Here is a 16,552-nt window from a genome sequence, read left to right as displayed (position 1 = left end):
TCCAATCATGAGAAATATTCTAAATTATTTATTAACAATTCCAGCATTTGCCATTATTATTCTCTTCGCAGGTTGTGGTGACGAAGATGAGAATTTACCTCAGGTAATTGCAGGATTCAATTTTGAACTAAACGAAAATTCAGGAACAGTAACCTTCGAAAATACTTCGGAAAATGCCGATTCGTATCTATGGGATTTTGGTGATGAAACTACCTCAACAGATGAAGAGCCTACCAAAACGTATGGAAATGGCACATATATTGTAAATTTAACTGCCCTGAATTCAGCAGGGGCTTCAAACACTTTTTCAGATACCATTTCTGTTGTTGTAAAAAAGGTTGTTAGCCTTCCCATTACTTTTGATGACACAAGTGTAAATTATGAAGCATATGTATTCAGTGGCGCCTCTTTTGAAGTTGTGGCAAACCCAGATGAATCAGGATCAAATAACAAGAGCACGAATGTAGGTGCCATAATAAATAGTGGTGCCGAGTTTGAAGGTGTATCATTTGATCTAGGAAATAACCTGAACTTAGAAACTGAACGTTCAGTTACCATGAGTTTCTGGTCGGATACTCCAATTGATGTCCTAGCCAAATTAGAAGGTGACGATGTAGACGAGGTAGAGGCTACTGAAAGTCATGGAGGAACAGGCTGGGAAGTCATAACGTTTGATTTTAGTGCTTCTGATAGCTACTCAATTTTTACTCTATTTGCAGATGGCCCAGGCACTACTGCAGGTACATTTTATTTTGATGATGTAATTCAAAGTGCCACTGTAGATACTACGCCTCCTGTTATTACTCTAAATGGTGATGCCACAGTTGCTGTTGTTACAGGTGAAGAATATGTAGAACTAGGAGCAATTGCGATAGATAATATTGATGGTGACATTTCAGGGAACATTATAATAGATAATTCAGCTCTAGATATCAATACTGAAGGGAGTTATGAAGTTACATATAACGTAACAGATGCAGCAGGAAATGCAGCTGATGAGGTAATTAGAACAGTGATTGTTTCAGATGCAGATCTTGTAAAGCCAGTTATTACTTTAAGTGGTGACAATCCATTTAAATTTATTACAGGTGATACATTCAACGACCCAGGAGCTACCGCAGCTGATAATATTGATGGTGATATTACAGGAGACATTGTAGTTTCAGGAAATGTCGATGCAAATACTGCAGGAACCTATACCCTCACCTATAATGTGAGCGATGCTGCTGGTAATGCCGCTGATCCTGTAACAAGAGAGGTAGTTGTTGGTCTTGTAAACGGAGATTTTCAAACTGGTGATGGTACCGGATGGTTTGGAAATGCGTTAGATGTAAGGACTGATGATGGAACTGAATACTATACTTTCGCAAATCCTACCGTTGCTGGAGCACCTTTTGATGTAAACCTAAGTCAAGAGGTAAACTTGGTAATGGGACAAACTTACACTTTATCATTTGAAGCTTCTTCTGATAGAAACAGAACTATTGTTGTTGGTTTGGGACAAAATTTTGGTGATTTTGAAGCTGATACTACCTGGTTAGAAATAAATGATACACCAACTATGTATTCGGTTGAACTTACAACGAACGCAGATGATACTGGAACACCTTTCGGTGGTGATGAAAGTAATAGACTTTTATTTGATATGGGTGCTGATGTTGGTGTTGTAGTAATTGATAAAGTTTCGTTAAGTGCTAGTACGGGTGGCGGCTCCGGAGGCGGAGGTGGTGGCGGTGATCCTGTTGACGGCAATTTAATTGTCAACCCTGGTTTTGAAGATCCTGAAAATGGTATAGCAGATGCACCTGGCGATTGGCTATTTTTTAACAATGGTGGAACAGTAAGTATCGATAATACTGAAAATAATGGCGGTTCTAATTCTGCTAAAATTGAAGTCGTTGGACCTGGTGGTAATCCCGGTATTAAAAAAGAAAGGTTCGGGATAGGAACTGTTCAAGCTGGTGATGTTGTTCAAATTAGTTTTGATCATAAAGGGACATTACAAGGTGATGGCGGTGTATTTGGTGTACTACTCTTTGTAGAACTTGGCGAAGGCGAAGCTGGAGACCCTATAACTGTGGATTTTGGCGCAATGGGCCAAAACCCAACCTTATCTGCAGATTGGACTACCTATACTCAAACATACACAATACCTGGTGGTTCAAATACCAATGGTGGTTTATCACTGCTTATTCAAGGTGTATGCGGGCCGGCCGGCTGTGGAGTAACTGCAAATATCGATAATGTGTCCATCGTTCTTAACCCATAATAAGTATTGATAATAAGGTCGAACAATTACAGTTCGGCCTATTTATAAATTTCATGTAACACTATTTAAACTATCAATTTCTTTGGATCAACAAATCACACAAGTTTTAATAAACAAGGAAACATTTTTTAAGATATCTGATGTAGATCAGCTTAGACCATTTTTTATGAGCATCGTTAGTGACTCCAACCACTGGATGTTTATTGGTAGCAATGGTGGATTAACTGCAGGCAGAAAAAATTCTGAATACGCCCTTTTCCCCTACTACACCGATGATAAAATCATCGAATCAGCTGAAAATACAGGTAGTAAAACAATTATTAGAATAAATACAGAATCTGGTTTAAAAGTATGGGAACCATTCTCTGTCAGATTTTATGCACAATACAAACTGACAAGAAATCTGTATAAAAGCGCCTATGGAAATAAAATACTCTTCGAAGAAGTTAATCAAACCCTGGGGCTAACGTTTCAATACGAATGGAACACGAGTAAAAAATTTGGTTTTGTTAGGAAAAGCAGGCTTCAGAATAATAGTAATTCAAAGGTTCAGGTAGAAGTTATCGATGGAATACAAAACATTATTCCTTTTGGTGTAGGTAGTGCCATTCAGGATGTTCGTAGTAACCTGGTAGATGCTTATAAACGTAGCGAATTAAACACTGAGTCAGGAATTGGAATATTTGCGTTGAGTGCCATTATAGTAGATAGAGCTGAACCAAGTGAAGCATTGAAAGCGAACATTGCTTGGTCGGTGGGTCTCGAAAATTGTACGCATCTCTTATCTTCCAAACAACTCAATAACTTCAGAAAAGGCTCAGACCTTATTGAGGAAACGGATGTAAAAGCTGAAAAAGGTGCATACTTAATTTCAGCTTCTATTGAACTACAGCCTAATGCTGATAAAAACTGGCTAATAGTTGCCAATGTTAATAACACAATCAGTGCTATAGTAGCGTTAAACGAACAATTAAAAAATAGCCAACAACTTTTAACGGAATTAGAAAAAGATATTGAGGCTGGCACAAATAAACTAATTCAATTAAACGCATCATCAGACGCACTACAAATTACAAAAGATGGATTAAGAGATGCGCGGCATTTCTCCAATACACTCTTTAATATTATGCGTGGTGGTATTTTTGACGATGACTACAGAATTGACAAAGATGACTTTTGCCAGTATATCAAAAAGGCTAACAAAGAGGTATTTAAAAACAATCAAAAGTACCTTGAGTCACTTGAAGAGACTATCTCTCTGGATTTTATTAAAAAGCTTGAAAAGCAAACGGATGATTCTGATTTAAAGCGACTGAGTTTGGAGTATTTGCCATTAAAGTTTAGTCGTAGGCATGGTGACCCGAGCCGTCCTTGGAACCAATTCTCAATCAACACTCACAATGAAGACGGTTCTAAAATTTTGGATTATGAAGGCAATTGGCGTGACATATTTCAGAATTGGGAAGCTCTTGCTCACTCCTATCCGGAGTTCATTGATGGTATGATCTTCAGATTCCTGAATGCCTCAACGTTTGACGGGTACAATCCCTACAGAATCACGAAGGATGGTATTGACTGGGAGAAAATTGAGCCGGATGATCCATGGTCATATATCGGCTATTGGGGCGATCATCAAATCATATACTTATTAAAGTTTCTTGAGATTAGCGAAAATCACTATCCAGGTAATCTCAATAAATATTTCAATGATGAAATATTCGTTTACGCTAATGTTCCCTATAGAATAAAAAGCTATGACCAGATACTAGCCAACCCTAAAGACACGATTGATTTTGATGAACAAGCGGATCATGAAATTGAAAAGCGTCATGATAAAATTGGTGCAGATAGTTCATTATTACTCAATCAATCCGGAGCAATACATAAAGTAAATCTGATTGAAAAACTTCTGGCATCGGTTCTAGCGAAAATATCCAATTTTATTCCTGAAGGCGGTATTTGGATGAACACTCAGCGCCCGGAATGGAATGATGCAAACAATGCACTAGTTGGAAATGGGGTGTCAATGGTAACGCTCTATTACTTGTATCGCTTTTTAAAATTTTTAAACAACCTGTTGCCTAGTGAATCTAATTCAGTAAAAATTTCCAGCGAATTAGTTACATGTTTCAAAGGTATACAGCAAGGCCTTATGGACCATGAGAAGTTATTAAAAGGAAATTTTGACGATGTAAACCGTAAGAAAGTTACTGATAGTTTAGGACGTGCAGCAAGTGATTTCAGAGGTAATATCTACAATAGCTCTTTTTCAGGATCCAAATCTGAATTAACAGTAGAAGAATTAAAAACCTTTGTTTCTACGGCTCTTAAATACTTAGAACATACTATAAAAGCCAACAAAAGAGATGATAACATGTATCACGCCTACAATATCATGTCTGTCAAGGCCAATGGTATTTCCATAGAATATTTAGATGAAATGCTGGAAGGCCAAGTGGCAGTGCTTAGTAGTAAATATCTTAATCCAAATCAGGCATTAGAAGTGCTCGATGCGCTGAAGTCAAGTGCGTTATTTAGACCAGACCAGTACAGCTATTTGTTATATCCTAACAAAAATCTACCTGGATTTTTAGAAAAAAATAATATTCCACAAGCTGCGGTTGAAAAATCTGAGTTACTAAATAAACTCATTTCAGAAGGAAACACTCGAATTATAGAGCAAGATGTTAAAGGGCAGTTCCATTTTAATGGCAATTTCAAAAATGCGAATGATTTAAAGACTGCCTTAGAACAAATGCAGGAGACGGATTTTGCAAATCTTGTAAAAAAAGATGGTGAGTTCGTTTTAGAGGTGTTTGAAGAAGTATTTAATCATAAAGAATTTACAGGCCGTTCAGGTACATTTTTTGGCTATGAAGGGCTAGGCTCCATTTATTGGCATATGGTTTCCAAACTTTCATTGGCTACTCAAGAATGTTGTTTGGAGGCAATAGAATTGGAAGAAACTGCCGAAACGATAGGTAGGTTGCTGGAACACTATTATGAAATTAATGAAGGTATTGGAGTGCATAAATCTCCTGAATTGTATGGCGCATTTCCTACTGACCCTTATTCGCACACCCCGATGGGAAAAGGTGCGCAGCAACCAGGTATGACTGGGCAAGTAAAAGAAGACATCCTAAGCAGATTTGGGGAATTAGGAATAAAAATTAGCCAGGGGAAAATAAGTTTTGAACCTGTTATGCTTAGGAAAAATGAGTTTCTCACGCAAGAGAAAATGTTTGAGTATTATGATTTGAATTCAAATCTCAACGCTATTCCTATTCCAAAAAATGCACTTGCTTTTACCTATTGTCAAATTCCAATCGTCTACAAAATTAGTGATGCCAATCAAATTAAAATATATGCTGATAATGGCCCCGCAACAATTAATGGGTTGACACTGGATAAGGCAATGAGTCATGAAATTTTTAAGAGAAGTGGCACAATCAATAAAGTCGAAGTAGCAATTGAAGAATCAATATTAAAGTAATGAAGTATCTCAACAGCTACGGACTCATAATATTTATGCTCATAGCTGTTTATAATGCTTGTAATAATATGACCCAAGGTATCTCAGAAGACGAAATCATAGAACAAAAGGCCGATTCTCTAATCGCAAAGATGTCTTTAGAAGAAAAGATAGGCCAGATGACAATGGTGCGTCATTTTGATGAAAATATTGCGAATAAACATTTAGGTGCTATTATTCATACCGAAGGTCCCCTACCTGGTGAGACAGCCTTAGAGTGGCAAAATAAATTTGAAGAATTTCAAAAAAAGGCTTTATCACAAACTCATGCAATCCCTCTTTTTTTTGGTGTTGATGCCGTTCATGGCCAAAATACGTTTGAGGGAGCCACAATTTTTCCTCACAACATTGGATTTGGTGCATCTGGAAATATTGATTTAGTGAAGAAAGCAGCAGAAATTACTGCCATAGAATCGAGGGCCACTGGTTTCCACTGGGTGTTCTCACCATGTATTGCAATACCTTATAATGAGAAATGGGGTCGTGTGTATGAAGCGTTTTCTGAAAGCACAGAGGTAACAACACAGATGGCCAGAGCTTCCGTTGAAGGCCACCAGGGCAGCTTAACAGAACCTACATCCGTAATGGCAACGGCAAAGCATTTTATTGGAGATGGCGCTACAGATTATGGTATTGAAGGCGCTGAAACCACATTAGATTTAAAAGAAGTAATGGAACGATTGCTTCCTCCCTACCGGGCAGCAATTGAAGCTGGTGTAGGTGCTGTGATGACTTCATTCAATACTATTCAAAACATATCTATGCATGCCCACAAGACTCTAATAACAGATACGCTAAAGAATTCTATGGGCTTTGAAGGTATCGTTGTTACCGACTGGAAAGGCTACTCGCGCTTTGGTGAGCATAACATAATAAATGCAGGAATAGACATGGTTATGGCCGTTGATGGTGACTTGGATGACTTTCAGCAAGGCTTAAAAAAGGCAGTACAAGATAGTTTAGTTGCTGAATCAAGAATAAATGATGCCGTAAGAAGAATCCTAAAGATGAAGTTTAAGATGGGCTTATTCAAAGACCCATATCCCAGCTCGCAATTAATAGGGTCGATAGGCTCTGAAAAACATCGTGAAGTTGCCAAGCAAGCTGTACGAGAATCGTTGGTCCTTCTAAAGAATCATAACAATATACTTCCTCTTAAACCAGAACAGAAGATTATTGTAGTGGGAGAATTTGCCGATAATTCAGGCCTTCAATCTGGTGGTTGGACAATTCATTGGCAAGGAACTGAAGAAAGTTATAAGGGAGCTACTACTATATTAGATGGGTTTAAAGAAATGGCTTCTGACAATATTATTTATGATAAGCAAGGATTGGGCAAGTACGATGGAGATGTGGCTGTAATTGTAGTGGGTGAGAAACCTTATGCGGAATTCTTTGGAGATGTTGGCGGTGAAATGGATATGTTTCAACTCACCTTAACAGAACAACACAAAAGCTATATTGATACCTATCATAACAAAGGAATTCCTGTGGTAGTGGTATTAATCTCTGGAAGACCATTGATTGTTACTGATGAAATAGAAAAGTCTAATGCATTTGTAGCCGCTTGGCTACCAGGTTCTGAAGGTGATGGTATTGCAGAAGTTTTATTTGGAAAACATGACTTCAAAGGAAAGTTACCCCACTCCTGGCCCAAATCTATCGATGATTTTAACGGTAAGTATGGTCCTAATTTTTGGGATAAAAGCATTGAACCATTGTACTCATTTGGTTACGGATTAAACTATAATGAAGCATTATGATGAAACCATTATTAATACAAGAGTTATGAATTGCGCAGTTAAGATAATATTCATTACTACTTTGGTAGCATGTATGTTGTCATGCACAAATACAAAAAAGGATCAGTCAAATAATAAAGAAACAGAAAACAAACCAGTGACAGCAAAAGATATATTAGGCAAACCAGATTATCTGGCCATATCGTACGGAGGTTATAGAACAAAAACCAGAGAAGATCAGCCAACGGTTCAACAGCTAAAGGATGATTTAAAGATTCTCTCAGCCATGGGCATTAAAATTCTTAGGACTTATAATGTTCAATTACCACATGCAGGCAATGTACTGAAAGCTATTACTGAGCTTAAACAAGAGCAGGAAGGATTTGAAATGTATGTGATGCTCGGTGCTTGGATCGATTGTAAAAATGCATGGACAGAGTTACCACCAGATCATAACATTGAAAGTGAGCAAAACGAAGGTGAAATTGAACGCGCAGTAAAATTAGTAAATACTTACCCAGATATAGTAAAGGTGTTGGCCATAGGCAACGAGGCTATGGTTAAATGGGCAGAAAGCTATTACGTACAGCCTGGCGTTATTTTAAAATGGGTTAGGCACGTTCAAAACCTGAAAAGTACTGGACAGCTACCAGAAGATTTGTGGATTACAAGTTCGGATGATTTTTCATCCTGGGGCGGTGGTGATCCTATATATCATACAGCAGATTTGAATTCACTGATACAAGAAGTGGATTACATTTCCATGCACACCTACCCTTATCATAACACGCATTACAATCCTGAATTCTGGCGAGTGCCTGAAGAAGAGCAGTCTTTGGGTGAAGTAGAGAAAATTAATGCAGCCATGAAAAGATCGCTACAATTTGCCCAAAATCAATACGACTCAGTAGTATCCTACATGAAGAGTATAGGAGTCGATAAACCGGTACATATTGGAGAAACCGGTTGGGCTACCGTCTCAAATGGGCATTATGGTTCAAAAGGTTCAATGGCCACTGACGAATACAAACAAGGACTGTATTATAATCAAATACGCGAGTGGACAAATAAAGCTGGAATTTCTTGTTTTTACTTCGAGGCATTTAATGAGCCATGGAAAGATGCACACAATCCTAAAGGTTCTGAAAACCATTTTGGACTCTTTACTAAATCGGGGCATGCTAAATATGCTCTATGGCCGCACGTAGATTCGGGGATATTCAACGGTCTTACCAGAGACGGTAAGAAAATTAAAAAAACGTATGGTGGTAATATCGATTCACTGATGAATCATGTTCACACTCCACCATTAAAAAATGTAGAAATGAGTCATTAACCAATGAGATATGAAATACATAACATATTGATTATCTGTTTTTTAACAACATTCATATCATGTAATAATGATGAAAAAGAACCTATGAATATTGACGTTTTTGAAACGAGTGCTTCTGGAAATAAATTAACCTTACTTAGCGAATTTGAAAAGGCTGAAAGTACCGTTGAAATTGTTCTGAACCCAGAAGCCCAATTTCAGAAAATAACCGGATTTGGGGGTTCATTTACTGAAGCAACGGCATATCTACTCAATAAACTCAGCGAAGAAAAGCGCAACGAAGTGCTCGAGGCATATTTTGGTGAATCAGGAGCAAAATATTCTTTGACCAGAACGCATATCAATTCGTGTGATTTTTCATTGTCTAATTACTCCTATGCTCCTATCGCTGACGATATGGAATTAGATAGTTTTTCAATTGCACAGGATAAAGATGACATAATACCCATAATAAAAGCAGCACAGAAGAAATCGAAAGAGGGTTTTAAAATAATTTCTTCGCCATGGACAGCCCCACCTTGGATGAAGGATAATAACAGCTGGGTTGGTGGTAAGTTATTACCCAAATATAACGACACCTGGGCACTCTTCTTTTCTAAATACATTTCAGCGTATGCTAATGAGGGCATCAATATCTGGGGGATAACCGTAGAAAACGAGCCTTTAGGAAATGGAAACAATTGGGAGAGTATGCACTTTACACCTCATGAGATGACTGACTTTGTTCAAAACCATTTAGGCCCAACACTTGAACAAAATAGTCAATCAAACATAAAGATACTCGGCTACGACCAGAATCGTGAGCACTTGAAAGAATGGGTTGATGCTATGTACAGTGACTCCATTAAATCAAATTACTTTGATGGTACAGCTATACATTGGTACGCCAGCACATTTGAAGTGTTTCCGGATGAGTTGCAATATGCACATCAAAAAGCTCCAAATAAACATTTAATACAAACCGAAGCCTGTGTTGATGCGGAAGTTCCTAAGTGGAAAGATGATGCATGGTACTGGTCGAAAGAAGCCACAGATTGGGGTTGGGATTGGGCACCTGAGTCAGAAAAAAAGATGCACCCTAAATATGTGCCTGTTTATAGGTACGCTAGAGACATTATTGGCTGCCTTAATAATTGGGTAGATGGTTGGGTAGATTGGAATATGGTGTTGAACAAGCAAGGAGGCCCAAATTGGTTTAAAAACTGGTGTGTAGCCCCTGTTCTAGCAGATCCGGAAAATGATGAGGTATATTATACCCCACTCTATTACACCATGTCACATTTTAGCCGGTTTATCAGACCAGATGCAGTACGTATTGGCTTGAACCTCTCAACTGATGAATTGCTGGCCACAGCAGTGCATAACCCCGATGGCACAATAGCTTTAGTGGTGTTGAATCAGGAAAACCAACCAAGAAATATGAAAATTAAATTGAAAGGTCTTGAAAGAGACTTAACCATTAGTGCTAAGGCATTACAAACCATTATAATTTCACCCAAAATCGAATAAACCATGGCTATATACCAAAATAAAGTGCCTTTTGGGCAAAAAGTTGCATTTGGGGTTGGAATGTTAGCCAATCAAATGTTTCCAGCTGTACTGGGCATATTTATGGTAGTTCTCGTTCAAGACCTTGGTTTTCCAGGCTGGATGTGGGGAGTAATCTATTTTTTCCCTCGTGTATTTGATTCAATTACTGACCCAATTATGGGATTCATATCCGATAATACAAGATCTAAATGGGGCCGTAGAAGGCAATATGTATTTTTCGGGGCCATTCTTATGGGCTTGGCATTTATAGTCATGTGGCAACTGTATCGTGAAGATGGCATTAATTACAACTTCACTTACTTCTTACTATGGTCATTCGTATTTTATTTAGGGCTTACAATATTTAGTGTTCCCTATGTGGCTATGGGCTATGAAATGAGTAATGACTTTCATGAGCGCACCAACATTATGGCCGTAGCCCAATGGATTGGTCAGTGGGCATGGGTTATTGCACCTTGGTTTTGGGTGGTTATGTACGACCCTGACTGGTTTCCAACAGCAGAGGTGGCAACGAGGCAACTAGCCATCTGGGTTGGTATTGTATGTACTTTATTTGCGCTTGTACCTGCCATTTTTATTAAAAGCGAATCAACGTTAGATCAGAACTATGCACCACTCAATTTAAGAACAGTTGGCAGGAGCCTTAAGGAAATACTTAAAGGATTTAAAGAGGCTTTTGCTTCGCCTCCATTTAGAAAATTATGTATTGCTACGTTCTTCATATTTAACGCCTTTAATACCATTGCTGCCTTTTCGTTTTTCATTGTTGTTTATTATTTATTCAATGGTGACGCGCCAGCAGCAGGCATTTGGCCCACCCTCTTCGGAAGTTTAGGTGCTTTGGTAACAACCTTTCTGGTAATTCCTATTGTAGCACGTATGTCCAAAATTATGGGCAAGAAAAATGCCTTTATATGGTCTCAGGGTATATCAATAGTCGGCTATATTTTATTATGGTTTTTATTTATTCCAGGTAAGCCTTACATGTTCATATTTGCCTTACCATTCTTTTCTTTTGGTATCGGTAGCTTATTCACTTTAATGATGTCTATGACATCAGATGTGATTGATCTAGATGAATTAAATACTGGCAAAAGACGTGAAGGCGTGTTTGGTGCAATCTATTGGTGGATGGTGAAATTTGGTTTTGCCATTGCCGGAGGTTTAAGCGGACTTATACTTAGCGTAGTAGGCTTTGATGCCGCAGCCAATGTGCAAACGGAAGAAACGTTGATTGGCCTACGGGCATTTTATTCAGGAGTACCTATTTTGGGGACACTTATCGCCATGTATGTTATGCGCGATTATGATGTAACTGAAGATCGCGCCAATGAAATACGTGCAGAATTAGATAGACGAAATGAGCAGCCTTCGTCTAGTTCTTCATTCCAGCAACTGGATAAATTAAGAACTCTACTCAAAAAAGATATTGCCATTGACACTTCGGTTCTTACCAATTTTGAGAAATTACCTGAAGAACAAATTCATTCATTGTTTGCAGCATCATTACAGGCCGGCATGCATGGCATCTGTTTTAGCCCCTACCTGGAACACCAAAATATTGGTGATGTACTTTCAGAAGATCAAATACGCAAAAGAATGGCTGTAATAAAGCCTCATACTAAATGGGTGCGTTCATTCTCTTGTACCGATGGAAATGAATTGATACCTCAAGTGGCTAAAGATAATGGACTAAAAACACTTGTAGGTGCGTGGATAGGTAAAGACAAAGCCAAAAATGAATTAGAGATTGAAAACTTAATTAAACTCGCTAAAGCAGGTTGTGTTGATATTGCGGCTGTAGGTAATGAAGTACTTTTGAGAAAAGATGTTTCGAAAGAAGAACTGCTGCAGTACATCAAAAGAGTAAAAGACGCCATCCCTAACATTACCATAGGTTGTGTTGATACATATTACCAGTTTTTGGTAAATCCTGAATTGGTAGAAACCAGTGATGTCATTTTAGCGAACTGCTACCCTTTCTGGGAAGGATGTTCCATTGAAGAATCGTCTGCATATTTACAAAAAATGTATGGTCTAATTAAGGATACGGCTCAAGGTAAACCTATCATGATAGCAGAAACAGGCTGGCCTAGTAGAGGAACAACGAATAGCAAAGCCAACCCATCGCCAGAAAATGCTATGAAGTACTTTATAGACATTAATAATTGGAGCCAAAAACATAATATTGGTTTGTTTTACTTCTCATCGTTTGATGAATCGTGGAAAATTCGTCAGGAAGGTAATGTGGGGCAAAGCTGGGGTATTTGGGATAAAAACGAACAATTAAAATACGGTAAAAAAGTTCTATCATAATATTAAAGAATATGTCATTTAAAGAAGAACGTTTAAGTGCACTCACCGGAATAAACTTTGACAGTTTATCAGATGATGATATACTAAAAATATATAGAAAGCACTTGGCAAATGGAATGCATGGCATTTGCATAAGTCCATATGTAGAAGGACAAAAACCCGGTGATCAGCTCAGCGAAGAACAGATTCACAGAAGAATCAAAATTTTAAAGCCATTCACTAAATGGATACGATCATTTTCATGCACCGAAGGTAACGAGCACATACCACGAATAGCTAAGGAATATGGTCTAAAAACACTAGTGGGTGCATGGTTGGGCAATGATCCTGAAATCAACAAAAGAGAAATTGAAGGCCTGATTAAAGCAACCAAAGATGGTTATGTAGATATTGCCGCTGTGGGTAATGAGGTGATGTATCGTGAGGATCTTTCTGAACAAGAGCTTTTGGACTTCATCTATCAGGTAAAAGAAGCTATTCCCGGAACACCAGTAGGCTATGTAGATGCTTATTATGAATTCGAACACAGACCAAAAATCACCGAAGCTTGCGATGTAATACTGGCCAATTGCTATCCGTACTGGGAAGGCTGCCATTGCGATTATTCTTTGCTCTATATGAAGGATATGTATAATAAGGCACTTAGAGCCGGTAATGGTAAAAAAGTGATTATTACAGAAACGGGTTGGCCAAGTCAGGGAAGCAGTCTTCATGGAGCCGTTCCATCTGCAGAAAACTTTATGAAGTATTTTATTAATGCCCAGAAATGGTCTAAAGAAGATAAAATTGAGATGTTCTATTTTTCTTCATTTGATGAATCATGGAAGGTAGGCTCAGAGGGTGATGTGGGTGCTTATTGGGGTATCTGGACGAAAGATGAGGAATTGAAATACTAATTGGTAAGTTTACCAGCTATAAAACCGGTGGTCCAGGCTGCCTGAAAGTTAAAACCACCGGTAACTCCATCAATATTCATCACTTCACCGGCAAAATAGAGATTAGGAACCTCCTTACTTTGCATGGTTTTAACATCGATTCCGGAAAGAGCAACACCCCCGCAGGTCACAAACTCCTCCTTAAATGTTGTTTTCCCTTTCACCTCGTACACATCATTCAACAATATATTTATTAACCTATTGAGTCCTTTACTGCCTAATTCACCCCATGTAATGTCTTCTCTTAAGTCTATTTTTTTTAATAAAAACTCCCATAAACGAGAAGGTATACCTTCAATGGCTCTATTCAACATCTTTTTCTTAGGCGAGTCATTTTTTATAGCATCAACTTGACTCCTTAACTCAGCCTCAGAATTTTCATTGAGCCAGTTTACCTGAATTTTAAAATCATAGTTAAGATCAGCTAATATTCTTGCCCCCCATGCTGATGTTTTTAGAATTGCTGGCCCACTCATTCCCCAATGTGTGATTAGCAAGGGGCCCTCCTGTTTCAACTTCGTTCCCTGAACCTTTACAGAGACTTTAGGCACTGCCAATCCCATTAAAGACTTGATAGCTTCATTAGGCATGTTGAAAGTAAATAGCGAAGGTACTGGAGTTTCTACCTCAATGCCCATCTCAACTAACCAATCCATACCCGATAGTTTCGGAGATCCACCAGAGCAAATAATTACCTTATTAAAACTTAATTCTTCATCCTCAAAGACTAACTCAATGCTCGAATTATTGGGCACAAGTTTTAGAATTGGTCGGTTCTTAATAATTGATACTCGAAGTCTTCTGGCCTCATTTAATAAGCAATCTATAATGGTCTGAGAATCATCCGTAACAGGAAACATCCTACCATCACCTTCAGTCTTTAGTCGTACACCTCTGTTTTCAAACCAATCAATGGTATCATTAACAGCAAATTGAGAAAAGGCCTTTTTCAGAAATTTTTCACCTCTTGGGTAGTGCTTGGCCAGCTGACTGATTTGTCTACAGTCATGCGTAACATTGCATCTGCCGCCACCTGAAACTTTTACCTTAGCAAGTAGCTTAGATGATTTCTCGAATATGGTCACGTTGGCATCAGAGTAATGCTGTTTCACTGATAAAGCGGCAAAAAAGCCCGCTGCTCCACCTCCAATAATTGCTACTTCCATATTCAATCTTCCAAATCTACAGTTTGTTTACAAATGGCAAGGAATTATAGTACCTTTGCGGCCAATTTAAATTACAAAGCATGCTTTCAGCACAAAATCTTTCATTACAGTTCGGTAAAAGAGTATTATTTGACGAGGTGAACATCAATTTCACAGGTGGCAATTGCTACGGTGTGATTGGTGCAAATGGAGCAGGTAAATCTACTTTTCTCAAAATATTGTCTGGTGATATTGACCCAACAAGTGGCCAGGTGAATATTGAGCCGGGTAAAAGAATGGCTGTGCTTAAGCAAAATCACTTTGAATTTGATGAGCTTACCGTGCTTAATACTGTATTGATGGGTCATTCTAAGCTTTGGGAGATCATGCAGGAAAAGGATGCTATCTATATGAAGCCAGACTTCTCTGATGAAGATGGTGTAAAGGCATCTGAACTGGAAGCAGAGTTTGCAGAAATGGACGGTTGGAATGCAGAATCTGATGCGGCAGCTTTATTAAGCGGATTAGGAATTCATGAATCTGAACATTACTCATTAATGAAAGATTTAAGCGGTAACCAAAAAGTGAGAGTGCTTTTAGCTCAAGCTTTATTTGGTAACCCTGACATATTAATTCTGGATGAGCCTACCAACGACCTTGATATTCATACCATCAGCTGGTTGGAAGACTTTCTTTTAGATTTTAAGAATACTGTAATAGTTGTATCCCACGACAGGCACTTTTTAGATACGGTTTGTACCAATATTGTGGACATTGATTTTTCACAGATTAGACTTTATACAGGTAACTATACATTCTGGTATGAGTCAAGTCAATTAGTATTGCAGCAACGATCTGCTGCAAATAAGAAGGCTGAAGAAAAGAAAAAGGAACTTCAGGAGTTCATTGCCAGATTTAGTGCTAACGCTTCTAAATCAAAGCAGGCAACAAGCAGAAGAAAGCTATTGGATAAAATTAACATTGATGAAATTCAGGCTTCTACAAGAAAATATCCTGCAATCATATTCAGTCAGAACAGAGAAGCCGGTGATCAAATATTAGAAGTTAAAGGTCTCACTAAGACTACTGAAGGAAAGACATTATTTAAGAATTTGGATTTCTTTGTTAATAAGGGTGACAAGATTGCCTTCTTAAGCAAAGACAGTTTGGCTACAACGTCATTATTTCAAATATTAGCAGGCGAGCTTAAAGCAGATTCTGGTGAGTACAAGTTTGGTCAGACTATTACAACTGCCTACTTGCCAAACGAAAATGAGAAGTACTTTAAGTCAAACGATAACCTAATCGATTGGCTGAGACAGTACAGTGATGGTGAAAAAGATGAGGTCTATATACGTGGATTCTTAGGTAAGATGCTTTTCAGTGGTGAAGAGGTATTTAAAAAATGCAATGTACTTTCCGGAGGTGAAAAAGTGCGGTGCATGGTATCCAAAATGATGCTTAAGGGTGGGAACTTATTGATATTAGATGAGCCAACCAACCATTTAGATTTGGAGTCAATCCAAGCATTTAACAATGCATTGAAAGATTTTCCAGGTACTGTTCTATTCACTTCACATGACCATGCCTTTACACAAACTGTGGCCAATAGAATTATTGAAATAACTCCTAATGGGCACTTAGATAAGCTTTGTACATACGATGAATATGTGGAAGATGAAAGGTACATTCAACAACGAGAAGAGTTGTATGCGTAATTAATTAC

General features: G+C 38.2%; 9 protein-coding genes. 8 read left to right on the top strand and 1 reads right to left on the bottom strand.

Going from position 1 to position 16,552, the window contains the following annotated elements; genetic code table 11:
• The first annotated feature begins 7 nt into the window (after window positions 1-7).
• The 7 genes from JR347_RS12540 to JR347_RS12510 all read left to right on the top strand — a co-directional run bounded on the left by JR347_RS12540 (window position 8) and on the right by JR347_RS12510 (window position 13,642).
• Window positions 8-2,269 carry an immunoglobulin-like domain-containing protein gene (locus JR347_RS12540; protein ID WP_205720946.1) on the top strand — a complete coding sequence of 754 codons (2,262 nt, stop codon included), beginning with the start codon at window positions 8-10 and terminating at the stop codon, window positions 2,267-2,269.
• An 82-nt stretch (window positions 2,270-2,351) separates the two neighbouring features.
• Complete coding sequence (locus JR347_RS12535; protein ID WP_235689656.1) at window positions 2,352-5,762, top strand: hypothetical protein; 3,411 nt, start codon at window positions 2,352-2,354, stop codon at window positions 5,760-5,762.
• Complete coding sequence (locus JR347_RS12530) at window positions 5,762-7,564, top strand: glycoside hydrolase family 3 protein (protein ID WP_235689654.1); 1,803 nt, start codon at window positions 5,762-5,764, stop codon at window positions 7,562-7,564. The genes JR347_RS12535 and JR347_RS12530 overlap by 1 nt, the downstream gene beginning before the upstream one ends.
• 25 nt (window positions 7,565-7,589) lie before the next feature.
• Window positions 7,590-8,879, top strand: a complete 1,290-nt coding sequence (locus JR347_RS12525; protein ID WP_205720945.1) for a glycosyl hydrolase family 17 protein — start codon at window positions 7,590-7,592, stop codon at window positions 8,877-8,879.
• A gap of 3 nt (window positions 8,880-8,882) precedes the next feature.
• Complete coding sequence (locus tag JR347_RS12520) at window positions 8,883-10,388, top strand: glycoside hydrolase family 30 protein (RefSeq protein WP_205720944.1); 1,506 nt, start codon at window positions 8,883-8,885, stop codon at window positions 10,386-10,388.
• Between the two features lie 3 nt (window positions 10,389-10,391).
• Window positions 10,392-12,746, top strand: coding sequence for an MFS transporter (locus tag JR347_RS12515; RefSeq protein ID WP_205720943.1), 2,355 nt, complete (start codon window positions 10,392-10,394; stop codon window positions 12,744-12,746).
• A gap of 11 nt (window positions 12,747-12,757) precedes the next feature.
• Window positions 12,758-13,642: a glycoside hydrolase family 17 protein gene (locus JR347_RS12510; RefSeq protein WP_205720942.1), complete on the top strand. Its 885-nt coding sequence runs from the start codon at window positions 12,758-12,760 to the stop codon at window positions 13,640-13,642.
• Here JR347_RS12510 and JR347_RS12505 read toward each other — a convergent pair.
• Window positions 13,639-14,847, bottom strand: coding sequence for a BaiN/RdsA family NAD(P)/FAD-dependent oxidoreductase (locus JR347_RS12505; RefSeq protein WP_205720941.1), 1,209 nt, complete (start codon window positions 14,845-14,847; stop codon window positions 13,639-13,641). The two genes, JR347_RS12510 and JR347_RS12505, sit on opposite strands and share 4 nt — an antisense overlap.
• An 80-nt stretch (window positions 14,848-14,927) precedes the next feature.
• Between JR347_RS12505 and JR347_RS12500 the strand changes: the two genes are divergently transcribed.
• Complete coding sequence (locus JR347_RS12500; RefSeq protein WP_205720940.1) at window positions 14,928-16,544, top strand: ABC-F family ATP-binding cassette domain-containing protein; 1,617 nt, start codon at window positions 14,928-14,930, stop codon at window positions 16,542-16,544.
• Window positions 16,545-16,552 lie beyond the last annotated feature (8 nt).

This window comes from Fulvivirga lutea, assembly GCF_017068455.1.
Classification (GTDB): domain Bacteria; phylum Bacteroidota; class Bacteroidia; order Cytophagales; family Cyclobacteriaceae; genus Fulvivirga; species Fulvivirga lutea.
The sequence above is the reverse complement of the archived record's forward strand: the minus strand, read 5'-3'. Positions and strand labels throughout refer to the sequence as shown.

What these genes read in the sequence shown, in the direction of transcription:
- JR347_RS12540 (WP_205720946.1), top strand. Translation starts at nt 8, where the DNA reads ATGAGAAATATTCTAAATTATTTATTAACAATTCCAGCATTTGCCATT.
- JR347_RS12530 (WP_235689654.1), top strand. Translation starts at nt 5,762, where the DNA reads ATGAAGTATCTCAACAGCTACGGACTCATAATATTTATGCTCATAGCT.
- JR347_RS12525 (WP_205720945.1), top strand. Translation starts at nt 7,590, where the DNA reads ATGAATTGCGCAGTTAAGATAATATTCATTACTACTTTGGTAGCATGT.
- JR347_RS12520 (WP_205720944.1), top strand. Translation starts at nt 8,883, where the DNA reads ATGAGATATGAAATACATAACATATTGATTATCTGTTTTTTAACAACA.
- JR347_RS12515 (WP_205720943.1), top strand. Translation starts at nt 10,392, where the DNA reads ATGGCTATATACCAAAATAAAGTGCCTTTTGGGCAAAAAGTTGCATTT.
- JR347_RS12510 (WP_205720942.1), top strand. Translation starts at nt 12,758, where the DNA reads ATGTCATTTAAAGAAGAACGTTTAAGTGCACTCACCGGAATAAACTTT.
- JR347_RS12505 (WP_205720941.1), bottom strand. Translation starts at nt 14,847, where the DNA reads ATGGAAGTAGCAATTATTGGAGGTGGAGCAGCGGGCTTTTTTGCCGCT.
- JR347_RS12500 (WP_205720940.1), top strand. Translation starts at nt 14,928, where the DNA reads ATGCTTTCAGCACAAAATCTTTCATTACAGTTCGGTAAAAGAGTATTA.